We start from the raw sequence: 14315 nt of genomic DNA, 5'->3' as shown, positions 1-14315 counted from the left end.
ACGCGGCGCGGCGTCGCCGTCAGGCCCGCGCCGGGACGAGCGCCGGGGCGGGGGCGAAGCGGTCGGCCAGCGGGAGGACGGCGAGCACCAGGAGCATCGGGGCGAGCAGCGCCCAGCGGTACGAACTGGCATCGGCGATCGCGCCCACCAGCGGCGAACCGATCAGGAAGCCCACGTAGTTGAAGAGGTTGAGCCGGGCCACGGCGGCGTCCGAGTCGTCCGGGAGGAGCCGCCCGCCGGCCGCGAAGACCTGCGGGATGATCGCGCAGATCCCAAAGCCGAGCACGGTGAACCCGGCGATGCCGGCGGCCGCACCGGGCGCGGCGGCGGCGATCGCGAAGCCCAGCGCGGCCAGCGCGGCGCCGCCGCGGACCACCGGGACGGCGCCCCAGCGCTGCACCGCGCGGTCGCCCAGCGCACGGCCGAGCAGCATCGCCACCATGTAGCCGAGGTAGGACAGCTTCGCCACGTCCTCGGCGCTGCCCAGGCCGTCGGTGAGGTACTTGACGCTGTAGTTGGAGACCGAGGCGTCGGCGATGTACGCGAAGGCCATCGCCAGGCAGAGCGGCAGCAGCGGCCGCCACGGGACGCTCCGGGCCGCGGCCTCGGCGGCCTCCCGGACGGCGTCACCGAGCTCGGCGGGCCCGGCGAACCGCGTCCCGGCCAGCACCGCGAGCGGAGCGATCACCAGGGCGGCCGTCCCGAACAGCACGGGCAGGCCGAGGTGGTAGTGCGAACCGAGGCCGGTGACCACCGTGCCGAGGATGCCGCCGAGGCTGAACGCGGCGTGGAAGCCGAGCATGATCGAGCGCCCGTAGCGGCGCTGCAGGCCGACCCCGAGCATGTTCATACTGGCGTCCAGCGCGCCGACCAGCAGGCCGAACGCGCCGAGCGCGAGCGCGAGTTGCCAGAGCGTGCGGCCGAACCCGGCGCCGGCCAGGCTGAGGCAGACGGCGGGCTGGACGACCCGCAGCACCGCCCGCGCGCCGGCCCGCCGCACCAGCTGCTCGGAGACGATCGACCCGACGCCGGCCAGGATCGGCACGGCGGCCAGGAAGATCGGCAGCAGCGCGTCGCTCAGCCCGTACCGGTCCTGGATCTCGGGGATGCAGGTGACCAGCAGCGCGAAGGTGACGCCCTGGAGCAGGAAGCTCGCGGTGAGCGCGGCCCGGCCCGCCCGCAGCCGTGGCGGTGCCGCGGCACCGGGCGCCGTCCCGATCTTCACGCACACCTCGCTACTGGCCGGTACAACGATGTTGGCGAGAGCGTAGGGGGTGGCGCGGCTTTTGGGGAGGGGGTGCGCACGCCGGTACGGGCCCGGCCGCTCAGCCGAGCAGCGCGGCGGCCTCGGCGAGGTCCCCGATCAGACCGGTGGCGCCCGCCGCCGTCAGCCGCGCCGGGTCGGTCAGCGCCGTGTAGCCGTAGACGTCCATCCCGGCCGCCCGGGCGGCCAGCACGCCGTTGACGCTGTCCTCCAGCACCAGGCAGCGGGCCGGGTCGACGCCGAGGGCGCGGGCGGCGTGCAGGAAGAGGTCGGGGGCCGGCTTGCCGACGCCGACGTCCTGCGCGCTGAAGATCCGCTCCTCGGCGAAGTACCCGCGCAGACCGGTGACGTCGAGGGCGGTGCGGATCCACGCGTGGTGCGCCGAGGAGGCCAGGCAGAACGGCACGGAGCGCTGCCCGAGCTCCTTCAGCAGCGTCTCCGCGCCCCGCACGGCGGTGAGTTCGGCGTCGAAGGCGGCGAACACCCGGCCGTGGAACAGCTCGTCGAAGCCCTCCGGCAGCTTCGCGCCGTCGTGCCGCTCGGCGATCACGTCATGGATCCGGTGGGCCGCGGTGCCCATGAAGTCCCGGTACGAGTCCTCGATCGTGGTCGGGTAGCCGAGTTCGGTGAGGTACTCGGCGAGCAACCGGTTGGAGAGCGGCTCGCTGTCCACCAGCACGCCGTCGTTGTCGAAGATCACCAGGTCGTAGGCCATGCGGCCGAGCCTACTGGGCGGCCTACCGGCCGCCGGAGGCCAGCTCCCGGGAGCGGTCCCGGGCCGCCTCCAGGGCGCCCAGCAGCGCGGCCCGCACCCCGTGGTTCTCCAGCTCGCGGATGGCCGCGATGGTGGTGCCGGCCGGCGAGGTGACCGCCTCGCGCAGCTTCACCGGGTGCTCGCCGGAGTCCCGCAGCATCACCGAGGCGCCGATCGCGGACTGCACGATCAGGTCGTGCGCCACGTGCCGGGGCAGGCCGAGCAGGATGCCGGCGTCCGTCATCGCCTCGACCAGGAAGTAGAAGTACGCCGGGCCCGAACCGGAGAGCGCGGTCGCCGCGTCCTGCTGGGACTCCGGCAGCCGCAGCGCCTTGCCGACCGAGCGGAAGATCTCCTCGGCCCGCTCCAGGTGCGCCTCGGTCGCGTGCGAGCCGCCGGAGATCACGCTCATGCCCTCGTCCACCAGGACGGGCGTGTTGGGCATCACCCGGACCACCGGGGTGCCGGGCGCCAGCCGCTCCTCGAACCAGGCGGTGGGGATGCCGGCCGCGGCCGAGATGACCAGCCGGTCCGCGCCGACGTGCGGCGCCAGTTCGTCCAGCAGGGTGCCCATGTCCTGCGGCTTCACCGCGAGGATCAGGGTGTCGGCGAGCTTGGCGGCCTCGTGGTTGGCCACCACGCCGACGCCGTACTTCGCGGCCAGCTCGGCGGCCCGCTCCGGCCGGCGGGCGGTCACCAGGACGTCCGCCGGGTCCTTGCCGGCCCGCAGCAGACCGGAGAGCAGGGCCTCCCCGATCTTGCCCGTCCCGAGGAAGGCGATCTTCTGCCCGTGCGCCGCGCCGCTGCCCATGCCCGCTCCTTGCATCCGTTCCTGCCGCCATCCTCGCACCGGTCCCCCGCCCGCGGCGGGACCGTCCACCCTGCGGAAGGGCACGGCGGCGTCCGCCCCGGGGCCGGGCCCGGGGGCGTCCGCCCTAGGGAGAAACTCGGGGTTCTCCCCTATGGCTTCGGGCCGTGCGCGGGCGCACCGTGGAGGCATGGCACACGGAGAGATGTCCCGACGTGAGAACCGGCAAGCCGCCGTCGCCGCCGCGACGCTGGGGCCGTGGCGGACGGCCGCGGGAGTCGGTGCGGTGGTGGGGGCGACCGCCCTGGGGATCGACGCGATCACCGGCGACTGGTCGCTGAGCATGCTGGCCGGACCGGCCGGCTGGGCCCTGTTCTTCTTCTTCCTGGTCGGCACGGTGGGCGGCCAGCTGCGCAAGGACACCGCCGACCGGCGGCTGCGCCGGTGGGCGGACGCGCATCCGTGGAAGTCGGCGCTGCCGGCCGCGGGCGGGCTGCTGGTGCTGAACATGCTGGCGCAGACGATCCTCGGGGACGCGGGCCTGTTCGGCGCGTTCTTCCTCTCGCTGCTGCCGGCCGGTCTCCTGCTGGCCGTCGCGGGCGTGGTCGGCTCGGTGAAGCAGGCCCGCGGCAAGGGCTGAGTACCGGCCCGCGAGCCGGACAAAACGGGGTGATTCCCGCACGCCGCACCCGAGTTCACCACACGGTGTGCCCCCGATCGATTCCCTGTCACACCCCGTCGGCATACTGGCGCGATGCCGATAGCCGAAGATCCAGAACCGCGCCCGTCCGAGGGCCGCGCCCCGGACGGGGCGGACCCGTCCGGAGCGGGCGGGAAGGACCCGTTCGCCGACCTCGTCCTGGACGAGGAGTTCGTCCGCGGGGCCGCCGTCAAGGAGCCCGCGGGCCGCACCCGGATGCTCTCCGCCCGGTGGCAGCACACCCCGCCGGTCGACCCGGGCGGCCGGCGCTCGGTGAACGACGGCCCGAGGAAGGCCGGGCGCTTCGGGCGCGCCCCGAAGCCGGTCGACCCCTGGGGCAACGCCCGCCCGCGGCCGCGGTGGCAGGCACCGCTGTACGTGCTGCTGACGGTGGTCGTGCTGCTGGGCGCGCTCAACGTCGACGGCGTGCGCTCCTGGTTCTCGACGACCTTCGGCGCCGCCCCGGACCGGTCCGGCACGTCCGCCGCGCCGGTCGCCCCGGAGACCGCGCGGCCGACCGGCGCGCCCTCAGCGGTCGACGAGGAACAGCCCACCGTCGACCGCCCGTGGGCCGGCTCCCCCGCCAAGGACTGGCCGACCACGATGGACGCCTTCGACCTGCCGCAGGCCCCCGGCGCCATCGGGGTGTTCGGCGCCGAGCAGGTGGCCGCCCAGGTCAAGCTGGTGAAGGACTACCTGGCGGCGGCCAACCTGGATCCGAAGGTGATCGCGGGCGGCCGGCCGGACGCCGCGCTGGCGATGCTGGAGCGGGAGAGCCGGGACAAGCTGGAGATCGCGCTGGCCCGCCCCAGCAAGGAGGACGACCCCACCTCGGCGTTCGACCGCTTCGATCCGCGCGAGGCGGTCCAGGTGGCCGACGGGGTCAGGCTGCAGGGCCGGATCAGCGTCGAGGGCGACGGTGAGAAGGGGGTCGTGGTGCACACCGACTTCACCTACGTCTACGCGCTGCGTCCCGGCCCGGAGGCGGCCCAGCGCGCCACCGCCCAGCGGCCGACGCCGGGCGCCCCGGCGCAGTCCCCGCGGTCGGCGCCGCCCGCGCCGCCCGCGCCCGGGGACGGCGCGGTCAAGCCGGTCGGCCTGCTGCTCCCGGTGGCCGACGTCCCCGGGGACACCCGGACCGCCCGCACCATCGTGCGCAAGACGGAGGACTTCCGGTTCTACGACCCGGGCAAGTACCAGAACAACCCGAAGAAGATCAACTTCGGCAAGCGCCGGTCCGAGGTCGGCAACACCGCCTGCGAGGTCTACGACGGCTTCCTCCACCCGCGGTTCCCCCAGTTCGCCCAGCCGGACCCGGAGCGGACCGGACCGGCCACCGACCCGTACGACCGCTCCAAGGAGCTGACCGCGCGGGGCGAGTGCGGCACGATCACCCGCAGCTGAGCGCTCAGCGCTTGCGCCCGCCCCGGCCCGGCGCCGCCTTCTTCGCGCCGGGCCGGCCGCCGCGGCCCGCCTGCCGCCGCTCGTACTGGGCGGTGGCGCGCTCGTACCGGGCGCGCTTGACGGCCTCGCCGGGGGCCTCGACCAGGCCGCGCAGGAAGTAGGCGAACAGCGCGCCGACCCCGCCGATGACCCAGACCACGCCGAGCGACTTGTCCTCGGCCATCCAGCCGGTCAGCTGGTCCCTGCCCTCGCTGAGCAGCTTCCAGTTGCGCAGCCCGGCCAGGCAGGAGCAGATCGCCACGGCGGCGACCAGCAGGCCGTTGACGAACCCGCCGTTGTCGGACAGCTGGACGCCCTCGACGGCGAAGCGCAGGACGAACGCCCCGGCCACCGCCGCGAGCAGGGCGCCGAGCGGCACCACGACCCGGCGCAGCCGGTAGTCGGTGCCACGGCCGACCCAGCTGGTGCCGAACCAGCGGATCGGTTCCGGCTCGGGGGCGCCGGCGGGCCTGGGGGTGGGGGTGGGGTCCTCGTTCACACGGCCGATTATCACCCGGCGCCCCGCCCGCGAGACAGCATCCGGCGGCCGACGCGGGAGGAGCCGTCCCGCCCGGGGCGGGACGGCTCCTCGTGGCGCGGGGGTGTCAGCCGAGCTTGGAGACGTCGCGGACGGCGCCCTTGTCGGCGGAGGTGGCCATCGCGGCGTAGGCCCGCAGCGCCTGGCTGACCTGGCGCTCGCGGTTCTTCGGACGGTAGCCGCCCCCGGCCTCCAGCTTCAGCCGGCGCTCGTGCAGCACCTCGGCGGGGACCTCCAGCGAGATCGTCCGGCCTGGGATGTCGATGGCGACGATGTCGCCGTCCTCGACCAGCGCGATGGTGCCGCCGGAGGCGGCCTCCGGGGAGGCGTGGCCGATCGACAGGCCCGAGGTGCCGCCGGAGAAGCGGCCGTCGGTGACCAGGGCGCAGGCCTTGCCGAGGCCCCGGCCCTTGAGGAACGAGGTCGGGTAGAGCATCTCCTGCATGCCGGGGCCGCCCTTGGGGCCCTCGTAGCGGATGACGACGACGTCGCCCTCCTTGATCCGCTTGGTGAGGATCGCGTCGACGGCGTCCTCCTGGGACTCGACGACGACCGCGGGGCCGCTGAAGGTCCAGATCGACTCGTCGACACCGGCGGTCTTCACGATGCAGCCGTCCTCGGCGAGGTTGCCGTACAGCACGGCCAGGCCGCCCTCGACCGAGTAGGCGTGCTCGACGCTGCGGATGCAGCCGTTGGCGGCGTCGGTGTCCAGCGACTCCCAGCGCTCGGACTGGGAGAAGGCCTCGGCGGAGCGGACGCAGCCGGGGGCGGCGTGCCAGAGCTCGACGGCCTCGGCGGACGGCGAGCCGCCGCGGACGTCCCAGGTCTTCAGCCACTCGGCGAGCGAGTCGGAGTGGACGGTGGTCACGTCCTCGTGGAGCATGCCGCCGCGGTAGAGCTCGCCGAGGATGGCGGGGATGCCGCCGGCCCGGTGGACGTCCTCCATGTAGTACGAGCCGTTGGGCGCGACCTTGGAGAGGCAGGGCACCCGGCGGGAGACCGCGTCGATGGCCCGCAGGTCGAAGTCCAGCTCGGCCTCCTGGGCGGCGGCGAGCAGGTGCAGGATGGTGTTGGTCGAGCCGCCCATCGCGATGTCCAGCGCCATGGCGTTCTCGAACGCGGACCGGGTGGCGATCGAGCGGGGCAGGACGCTGTAGTCGTCCTGCTGGTAGTGCCGGTTGGTGATCTCGACGACGGTCCGCCCGGCCTTCTCGTACAGCGCCCGGCGGGCGGTGTGGGTGGCGAGCACCGAGCCGTTGCCGGGCAGCGAGAGGCCGATCGCCTCGGTCAGGCAGTTCATCGAGTTGGCGGTGAACATGCCCGAGCAGGACCCGCAGGTCGGGCAGGCGTTCTCCTCGATGATCGCGATGTCCTCGTCGGAGACGTTCTCGTTGACCGCCTGGGAGATCGCGTCGACCAGGTCCAGCCTGCGCACGGTGCCGTCGACCAGGGTGGCCTTGCCGGCCTCCATCGGGCCGCCGGAGACGAAGACGGTCGGGATGTTGAGGCGCAGGGCGGCCATCAGCATGCCCGGGGTGATCTTGTCGCAGTTGGAGATGCAGATCAGGGCGTCCGCGCAGTGCGCGTTGACCATGTACTCCACCGAGTCGGCGATCAGGTCCCGCGAGGGCAGCGAGTAGAGCATGCCGCCGTGGCCCATCGCGATGCCGTCGTCCACCGCGATGGTGTTGAACTCGCGCGGGATGCCGCCCGCCTGCTTGATCGCCTCGGAGACGATCCGGCCGACCGGCTGGAGGTGGGTGTGCCCGGGGACGAACTCGGTGAAGGAGTTGGCGACCGCGATGATCGGCTTGCCGAAGTCCTCGCGGGCTACGCCGGCGGCCCGGAGAAGCGCCCGGGCGCCTGCCATGTTGCGACCGTGGGTGACCGTACGGGACTTCAGCTCGGGCACTGTGCTCCACTCCTTCGGAGGCTGCTGGCGGCCCCGCCGGTGAGGAGGGTGCGCGGCCGCTGTGTCTTTCGAGACTACGCCCGCCGTCCGGCGGGCGGACACCGCGTCCGCGATGCGGTCAGGCCGTGGCGTCCTGGGTCCGGGCCACGGTGAGGTCCAGGACGTACGGCTCGACCACCCAGCCGTCCGGGAACTCCGCCAGCAGCGCCTCGCGCTCGACGGCCAGCAGCGGCGCCCGCTCCTCGGGGGCGAGGGAGGCCAGGTAGGAGCGCGAGACCAGGTCGGTGATCACGTGGTCGACGGTGACCCGGCGCTCCCAGCGCAGCGTGGCGGTGCCGATCCGCAGGTCGTGGGGGGCGAGGTGCGAGACGATCTCGTTGACCGCGCCGTAGCCGTGGTACGTCCCGGTGAGCGCCTTGGCGAGCCGCTCGCCCATCGCCGCCACCCAGGCGACGCCGCTGTCCTTCACGTTCCACCAGGTCGCGAGCGCGCCGCCGGGGCGCAGCACCCGGATCGCCTCGGGGACGGACCGCTCGGGGTGCGTCCAGTGGAAGGCCTGGGCGTAGGTGACGAAGTCGGCCGAGCCGTCGTGGAAGGGCAGGTCGTCGCCGTCGCCCCGGACCAGCGGCAGGCCCGGCGAGGAGGTGAGGAACTGGGCGCCCATGCCGGGGGTGGGCTCGACGGCGATCACGTCCGCGCCGCGGCCGGCCAGCAGCCGGGTGGCGATGCCGGTGCCGGCGCCGACGTCCAGCACCCGGGCGCCCTTCAGGGTGCGGCCGGCCAGGCGCTCCAGCGCGTCGAAGAGCTCGTCGGGGTACGAGGGACGGGCCCGGTCGTACTCGGCGGCCACCCCGCCGAACGAGCCGGCGAGCCGACGGTAGTCCGTGCTGTCCGTCATATGTCCCCCTCGGTACGGCAGTTCGTGGTCAGCGTACCCGGGCGGGGGTGGCCAGGTGCAGCCGGGTGAAGGCGAGCGCCTCGGCGAGGTCGGCCTCGCGTTCGGCGGGGGACGCGGAGCGCCGGGTGTTGACCTCCAGCACCACGTGGCCGTCGAAGCCGGTCCGGGCGAGGTGCTCCAGCAGTTCGGCGCAGGGCTGCTTGCCCCGGCCGGGGATCAGGTGCTCGTCCTTGCCGGAGCCGCTGCCGTCGGCCAGGTGGATGTGCGCGAGCCGGTCGCCCATCCGGTCGACCATGGCGAGCGCGTCGATCCGGGAGGTCGCGGCGTGCGAGAGGTCGATGGTGAAGTGCCGGTACTCCTCCTCGGTGACGTCCCAGCCGGGTGCGTAGGCCAGCATCTCGCGGTCGCGGTAGCGCCAGGGGTACATGTTCTCGACGGCGAAGCGGACGTCGGTCTCGCCCGCCATCCGGTTGATGCCCTCGACGAAGTCCCGGGCGTACTGGCGCTGCCAGCGGAACGGCGGGTGGACGACGACGGCGCTCGCGCCGAGCTTCTCGGCCGCCGCGCGGGCCCGGACGAGCTTGGTCCACGGGTCGCTGGTCCAGACCCGCTGGGTGATCAGCAGGCAGGGCGCGTGCACGGCCAGGATCGGCATCCGGTGGGCGTCGGAGAGCCGGCGCAGCGCCTCGATGTCCTGGCTGACCGGGTCGTTCCAGACCATCACCTCGACGCCGTCGTAGCCGAGCCGCTCGGCCAGCTCGAAGGCGATGGCGGTGTTGGCCGGGTAGACCGAGGCGGTGGAGAGGGCGACCTTGGTGTCGGGGATGCGCAGGCCGGGGTGCGGGGGCAGGACCAGGCGGTCGGTGGTGCGCAGCAGCGGGGCCGGGTGGGCCGCGGCCTGCCGGGCGGCCTTGACGGACTTCACCGACTGGACGGCGGCCTTGGCGGCGCCGGCCGCCCGGGCGGTCCGGGTCCCGCGGGGCGCCGCGCCGGTCCCGCCGGTCGCGGTCCCCGCCGCGGGCGGCTGCCCGGGGGCCTTCTTCGCCGCCTTCTTGGCGGCCTTCTTCGCCGCCTTCTTCACCGCTCCGCCGGTGGCCTTCCGAGCCGCCCGGGCGGACTTCGCCGCGGCCGCCGCCCCAGAAGTACCAGAATCCTCAGACGCCACGGAAGCCCCGGAAGCCCCGGCCGTCCTGGCCTCCCCGGCCGACCCGGCGCTCTTGGCACTCCGCGCGCTCTTCGCGCCCTTCACGGCCTTGCCCAGCTTGCGGGCCCGTCCGGCACCGCCGGTCCCGGCCGGCTCGCCGCCGGCGGCCGCGGGCGGCGGGTCCGTGCGGCGCGGGGTGTCCGGCCGCGGCTGCCCGTCCCCGGGAGCGCGGCCCTCCCGCGTCCCGTCCTCGTCCGCTGGTTGCGCCACGGGAGACAGCGTAAGCGGACCGCGCCCGGAACGGGGAGCGGCCCTCCCGGCGCGGGCCGGCCGGACCGCCCCTCAGGTGGCGAGCGCGGGCCGGCGTCGGTCGACCGCGCCGTCCATGGTGTCCAGGCGGCGCAGGATGATGCCCTCGCGCAGCGCCCACGGGCAGATGTCGAGCTCGTCCAGGCCGAAGAGGTCCATCGCGGCGTCGGCGACCAGGGCGCCGGCCAGCAGTTGCTTGGCGCGGCCCTCGGAGACACCGGGGATCTGCGCCCGCTCGGCGACGGTCATCGCGGAGAGCCGGGGCAGCCAGGCGGAGAGGTTGCTGCGGGTCAGCCGGCGGTCGGCGTACGGGCCGGCGTCGGCGGGGGCCGCGCCGGTCATCCGGGCGAGCTGCTTGAAGGTCTTGGAGGTGGCGACCGCGTGGTCGGGGGAGCCCAGCCGGGCGATCTCGCCGACGACGGTGGCCATCTCGGCCCGGATGTGGCGTCTGAGCTCGCGCAGGCCCTCCGGGTCGGCGACGTCCCCGGGCAGCCAGCGGCCGGTGAGCCGGCCGGCGCCCAGCGGCAGCGAACAGGCCACGTCGGGCTGCTCGTCCAGGCCGCAGGCGATCTCCAGCGAGCCACCGCCGATGTCCAGGTTGAGCAGCCGGCCGGAGGACCAGCCGAACCAGCGGCGGACGGCGAGGAAGGTGAGCCGCGCCTCGTCCTGCCCGGAGAGCACCCGCAGTTCGACCCCGGTCTCCTCGGCGACCCGGCGCAGCACCTCCTCGCCGTTGGCGGCCTCCCGGACGGCGGAGGTGGCGAACGGCAGGATGTCGAGCACGCCCTTGTCCTCGGCGACCCGCAGCGAGGAGGCGACCATGCCGACCAGCTTCGCCACCCCGGGCTCACTTATCGCGCCCCGGTCGTCGAGGAGTTCGGCGAGCCGCAGCTCCGCCTTGTGGGAGTAGGCGGGGACGGGGGCGGCACCGGGGTGCGCGTCCACCACGAGGAAGTGGACCGTGTTGGAACCTACGTCGAGAACACCGAGTCGCATAGCCCTTCACGCTACGCGATCCCGCCTCCGGACAGACCTGGCGCGTCGGTATTCGTGCTGGTCCGGCGGTCCGGGCCCGGTGACTTGGTCCGGACCAGCGGCGCCGGCTCAGGGCCCGTGGGTGCCCCGCGGCGCGGCCGGGTGGAGCGTGCGGCAGCCGGCGTCGGCCCAGCGGCGGGCCCGGCCGGGGGCGTTGGTGATCAGGCCGTCGGCGTCCCGGTCGGTCATCAGCTGCCAGGACGCCTCGTCGTCCAGCGTCCAGACGTAGACCTCGCGGCCGGCCGCGCGCTCGGCGGCGATCCGGTCGGCGGTGGCCAGCGCCCCCTCCAGGGCGATGCCGTGCAGCGGCAGGTCACCGGGATCGTCGGCGAGCGAGGCGCCCTGGATGAGGACGACCGGCAGGGCGGGGGCGGCGGCGTGGGCCTGGCGCAGGTGCTCGGCGGAGAACGAGTACAGGTAGACCCGGGCGCCGCTGGCGGCGGCGATCCGGGCGATCCGGGCGACGTCCTCGGCCCGCTGCCACTTGATCTCCATCAGCAGCGTCACGGGGCTGCCGGCGAGCCGGTTCAGCAGGTGCTCCAGCGTCGGCACGGCCTCGGCCGGGCCGGGGCCGACGGTCACCCGCAGCCCGGCGACCTGAGCGGCGGTCAGGTCCGCGACGGCGCCGTGGCCGTCGGTGGTGCGGTCCACGGTGGGGTCGTGCATCAGGACCGGCACGCCGTCCCGGGTGGTCTGGACGTCGGTCTCCAGCCAGTCGGCGCCCTGGTCGAGGGCCGTCTCGAAGGAGCCCATGGTGTTCTCGGGGGCGTCGAGCGGGGCGCCCCGGTGGCCGATCACCGTCGGGGCGTCGCAGCTCCGCTCGGCCGCGACCGGGTGGGCGCGGAGCTCGGGGGCGGGGGCGCAGCCGCCGGCCAGCACCGCGAGGGCGGCGAGGACGGCCGCGTGGGCGGTGCGGGGCGAGGCGGTCACGGCTCGGGCTCCAGCTCTGGTTCGGACGCCGGGCGGACGCGGGTGTCCGGCGGGGTGCCGGGCGTCCGGGACATCGTCGACACGTCGGCGGGGGATCAGCGAACCGGTCCGACAACCTGACCGTGCCGGCGGTCGCCTCCAGCGTGCGCCCGCCGCCCGCTCCGGCCCGGCGGCGGCGCACCGCGGGTCACCCGGACGCGCCGCCCCGGCGTCACAGCAGACCGTCCCACAGCTGCTCGACGATGACGGCCCACCAGTTCTCCGGGTCGTCGAAGACCGTCGGGTCGATCGCCGCCAGAGCGCGCTGCAGCTCGGCGACGGCGGTGCCGGCGGCCCGCGGGTCCAGCCCGGGCAGACCGGGCAGCCACCCGGCGAACAGGGCCAGGCTGCGGACGAAGGCCGCCGGCCCGGCGTTGCAGTGCCGGGCGGTGGCGTAGTCGGGGTCGACGGCCCGGACGGCGCCGCGGGCGGTGTCCAGGGCGATCAGCGCCCAGCCGTCCGTCCCGAGCAGCAGTTGCGGGGCCAGTGCGAGGCGCTCCCGCTCGGCCACCCGGGTGCCGCGGCCGGTCTGCGCCAGGTGGGCGGCGAGCGGCGGCAGCACCGTACCGGGCCGGGTGCCGTCGGCGATGGCGTCCGGCCGCGGGTGGTGCAGCGCGAAGAACCCCTCGACCGCGACGGGCACGCCGACCGTCAGCAGTACCCGGGCGGTGGCCTCCGGCAGGTCGGCCCGGGCGACGTCGGCCGGGTCGAAGCGCCGGACGCCGCCGGCGCCGAAGCGTTCCACCAGCAGCGCCGCGAGCCCGTCGTCCGCTCCGGCGGCCGGGGCCGGGCCGCCGCGCGGGAAGGGCACCCGGTTGCGGACCGGTCCGCCGGGCTCGGCCGGGAGCGCGCGGACGGCCGCCGCCCGGTGGTCGAACCGCGGTCCGTAGGACAGCTCGGCCTCCACCCGGGCGCCCGGCAGCTCGGCGGCCAGCGCGTACGCCCAGTAGCCGCCGGGCAGCGCGCTCAGCCGCAGGTCGGTGCGGACGGCCAGCACGTCCTCCGGGCGGACGCCCCGCTCGCGCAGCCACCACCAGCCGCGCAGCGCCGGGTGCGGCAGCCCGGGCGCCGAGCGCAGCGCCAGCGAGCGGACCTCGCCGAGGTCGTCCCGGTAGGTCAGCTCGGCCCGGGTGCCCCGGCCGGTGGCCGGCGGCAGGGCCGGGTCGTGGGCGCCGGCGCCCACGAAGTCCCGGTAGAGCGCGGTCACCTCGTCCACCGGTACGGACGGCCAGACGGTGAACCGCCCGGTGATCCGGTCCACCACCGCACAGGCCGCCCCCACCTCCTCGGGTGCGCGCCGCTCCCCCGTCAGCGGGTCGACCCCCACCGGCGAGGGCTCCGCCCAGACCACCCAGCCGAGGTCGAACTCGTGCGAGTGCACCCGCCGGCTCCCGGTCGAGCCGTCGGCGGAGGCCCTCGGCAGCTCGCCGTTGATCCAGCGGTGGGCGGCCTCGACCGCCTGCGCGCGGGTGGTCACAGGGTGGTGCTCCTTGCATGGACGCGGGCCGGGAGGGGCGCGCGGGCGGAGAGGGGCGGACGGAGGGTCACCGGGCACCGCCGGCCGGCGGCCCGACGCTGCGCCCGGTGGCGGGCCACCGGCCGGCGGTCGCCGTCGGCTCGGGACGGCTCAGGACGGCGGTCACCGGGCGCCGCTCGTCGCCGGCTCCGGACGGCGCGCGGCAAGGTCGAGCGGGCACCCGTCCGGGTCGAGGGCGATCGCCCAGAGGCCGTGGGCGGCGTCGTGCAGCGGCTCGGCCCCCCGGCGGCCGACCTGGTGGTCGAGGTAGGTCACGGTGTCCCGGTGGTTGACGGCGTTCCAGGCGTGCGGACGACCGAAGCCGTCCAGGGTGAGCAGCACGGCCTGGGCGCCGTGGCCGGCCCGCCGCAGTTCGCCGGTGAGACGGCCGAAGGCCGGGCCGCCGTCGCCGAGGTCGCGGAAGGGCGCGCCGAGTTCGCGTTCGGCACGGTCCCGGCCGCCGCGCTCCCCCGCGTCGCCCTCGGTGGGGATCCGGGGCGCGGCGCAGGTCGGGCGGCCGGTGAAGGTGTCGACGGCGGACAGCGCGATCTCCAGGCTGTTGTTCGCCCGGCCCGGGGCGTGCGGACCGTCGGCGTTGACCACCTCCGTCCAGCCGCCGGCCGCCGGGTCGGGGTGGCGGACGGGCAGACCGGCCGCGTCCCGGGGCGCCCGGCGCTCGACCTCGCGCTGGTGCTCCGGATCGACCGGGGCCAGGCCGCCGGGCAGTCCGTAGGGGCGGCTGTCGGCGATGGTCCGCAGGCGCGCCTGGAACTCCTCCTCGGCGCCGCCGCCGCGCAGGGCGCGCCGGGCCAGCTGGAGCGCCAGGGCGTGCGCGGTGGCGACCGGCACGGCGGCCCAGGCCAGGCTGTCCCCGCCCTCGGCCGGGGAGCCGCCGGGGCGCCGGCGGTGGTCCTCCGGGTGTTCCTCGGGGCGGCCGGGGCCGGCGACCGGCGGGGCCGACGGCGGCAGGACGGTCACCGGGCCGGGCGCGGTGACCGGGTGCGGGGTGCCGGTGGCCCCCCGCG

General features: G+C 75.6%; 13 protein-coding genes. 2 read left to right on the top strand and 11 right to left on the bottom strand.

Going from position 1 to position 14315, the window contains the following annotated elements; genetic code table 11:
• Positions 1-19: 19 nt before the first annotated feature.
• The 3 genes from ACFWA9_RS05980 to proC form a co-directional block, all read right to left on the bottom strand.
• On the bottom strand, positions 20-1225 hold the full coding sequence (locus ACFWA9_RS05980; RefSeq protein WP_380383527.1) for an MFS transporter: 1206 nt from the start codon (positions 1223-1225) through the stop codon (positions 20-22).
• A gap of 100 nt (positions 1226-1325) precedes the next feature.
• The gene (locus tag ACFWA9_RS05975) at positions 1326-1979 is read right to left on the bottom strand and encodes an HAD family hydrolase (protein ID WP_329488317.1); all 654 of its coding nucleotides are present in this window, start codon (positions 1977-1979) and stop codon (positions 1326-1328) included.
• Positions 1980-2001: 22 nt separating this feature from the next.
• A complete protein-coding gene (proC, locus tag ACFWA9_RS05970) occupies positions 2002-2829 on the bottom strand; it encodes a pyrroline-5-carboxylate reductase (protein ID WP_329488318.1) in 828 nt (275 codons plus the stop codon).
• Between the two features lie 187 nt (positions 2830-3016).
• On the opposite strand from proC, the gene ACFWA9_RS05965 reads away from it, so the two are divergent.
• Together ACFWA9_RS05965 and ACFWA9_RS05960 are read left to right on the top strand one after the other, a co-directional pair.
• Positions 3017-3466 (top strand): hypothetical protein, encoded by a 450-nt coding sequence (locus ACFWA9_RS05965; protein WP_352286170.1) that lies wholly within the window; start codon positions 3017-3019, stop codon positions 3464-3466.
• 114 nt (positions 3467-3580) lie between these two features.
• On the top strand, positions 3581-4930 hold the full coding sequence (locus ACFWA9_RS05960; RefSeq protein ID WP_380383522.1) for a hypothetical protein: 1350 nt from the start codon (positions 3581-3583) through the stop codon (positions 4928-4930).
• 4 nt (positions 4931-4934) lie between these two features.
• Here ACFWA9_RS05960 and ACFWA9_RS05955 read toward each other — a convergent pair whose 3' ends face one another.
• The 8 genes from ACFWA9_RS05955 to ACFWA9_RS05920 all read right to left on the bottom strand — a co-directional run.
• Positions 4935-5468 (bottom strand): hypothetical protein, encoded by a 534-nt coding sequence (locus ACFWA9_RS05955; RefSeq protein ID WP_380383519.1) that lies wholly within the window; start codon positions 5466-5468, stop codon positions 4935-4937.
• Positions 5469-5574: 106 nt separating this feature from the next.
• The gene (gene ilvD / locus ACFWA9_RS05950; protein ID WP_329488323.1) at positions 5575-7419 is read right to left on the bottom strand and encodes a dihydroxy-acid dehydratase; all 1845 of its coding nucleotides are present in this window, start codon (positions 7417-7419) and stop codon (positions 5575-5577) included.
• Positions 7420-7537: 118 nt separating this feature from the next.
• Complete coding sequence (locus tag ACFWA9_RS05945) at positions 7538-8317, bottom strand: class I SAM-dependent methyltransferase (protein WP_380383516.1); 780 nt, start codon at positions 8315-8317, stop codon at positions 7538-7540.
• A gap of 28 nt (positions 8318-8345) precedes the next feature.
• Complete coding sequence (locus ACFWA9_RS05940; protein WP_352286385.1) at positions 8346-9149, bottom strand: sugar phosphate isomerase/epimerase; 804 nt, start codon at positions 9147-9149, stop codon at positions 8346-8348.
• Between the two features lie 654 nt (positions 9150-9803).
• Entirely contained in the window at positions 9804-10766 is a 963-nt protein-coding gene (locus ACFWA9_RS05935; RefSeq protein ID WP_329488325.1) for a Ppx/GppA phosphatase family protein, read from the bottom strand.
• 108 nt (positions 10767-10874) lie between these two features.
• A complete protein-coding gene (locus ACFWA9_RS05930) occupies positions 10875-11735 on the bottom strand; it encodes a glycerophosphodiester phosphodiesterase (RefSeq protein ID WP_352286162.1) in 861 nt (286 codons plus the stop codon).
• 211 nt (positions 11736-11946) lie between these two features.
• A complete protein-coding gene (locus ACFWA9_RS05925; RefSeq protein WP_380383513.1) occupies positions 11947-13251 on the bottom strand; it encodes an SUKH-4 family immunity protein in 1305 nt (434 codons plus the stop codon).
• Between the two features lie 162 nt (positions 13252-13413).
• A partial coding sequence (locus tag ACFWA9_RS05920) for a toxin glutamine deamidase domain-containing protein (protein ID WP_380383510.1) occupies positions 13414-14315 on the bottom strand: 902 nt, incomplete at its 5' end.

Source organism: Kitasatospora sp. NPDC059973 (assembly GCF_042737525.1).
Taxonomy (GTDB): domain Bacteria; phylum Actinomycetota; class Actinomycetes; order Streptomycetales; family Streptomycetaceae; genus Kitasatospora.
This window is presented reverse-complemented; position numbering and strand designations above follow the sequence as displayed.

Coding starts and splice junctions, on each gene's coding strand:
- ACFWA9_RS05960 (WP_380383522.1), top strand. CDS start 3,581: ATGCCGATAGCCGAAGATCCAGAACCGCGCCCGTCCGAGGGCCGCGCC.
- proC (WP_329488318.1), bottom strand. CDS start 2,829: ATGGGCAGCGGCGCGGCGCACGGGCAGAAGATCGCCTTCCTCGGGACG.
- ACFWA9_RS05975 (WP_329488317.1), bottom strand. CDS start 1,979: ATGGCCTACGACCTGGTGATCTTCGACAACGACGGCGTGCTGGTGGAC.
- ACFWA9_RS05935 (WP_329488325.1), bottom strand. CDS start 10,766: ATGCGACTCGGTGTTCTCGACGTAGGTTCCAACACGGTCCACTTCCTC.
- ACFWA9_RS05965 (WP_352286170.1), top strand. CDS start 3,017: ATGGCACACGGAGAGATGTCCCGACGTGAGAACCGGCAAGCCGCCGTC.
- ACFWA9_RS05945 (WP_380383516.1), bottom strand. CDS start 8,317: ATGACGGACAGCACGGACTACCGTCGGCTCGCCGGCTCGTTCGGCGGG.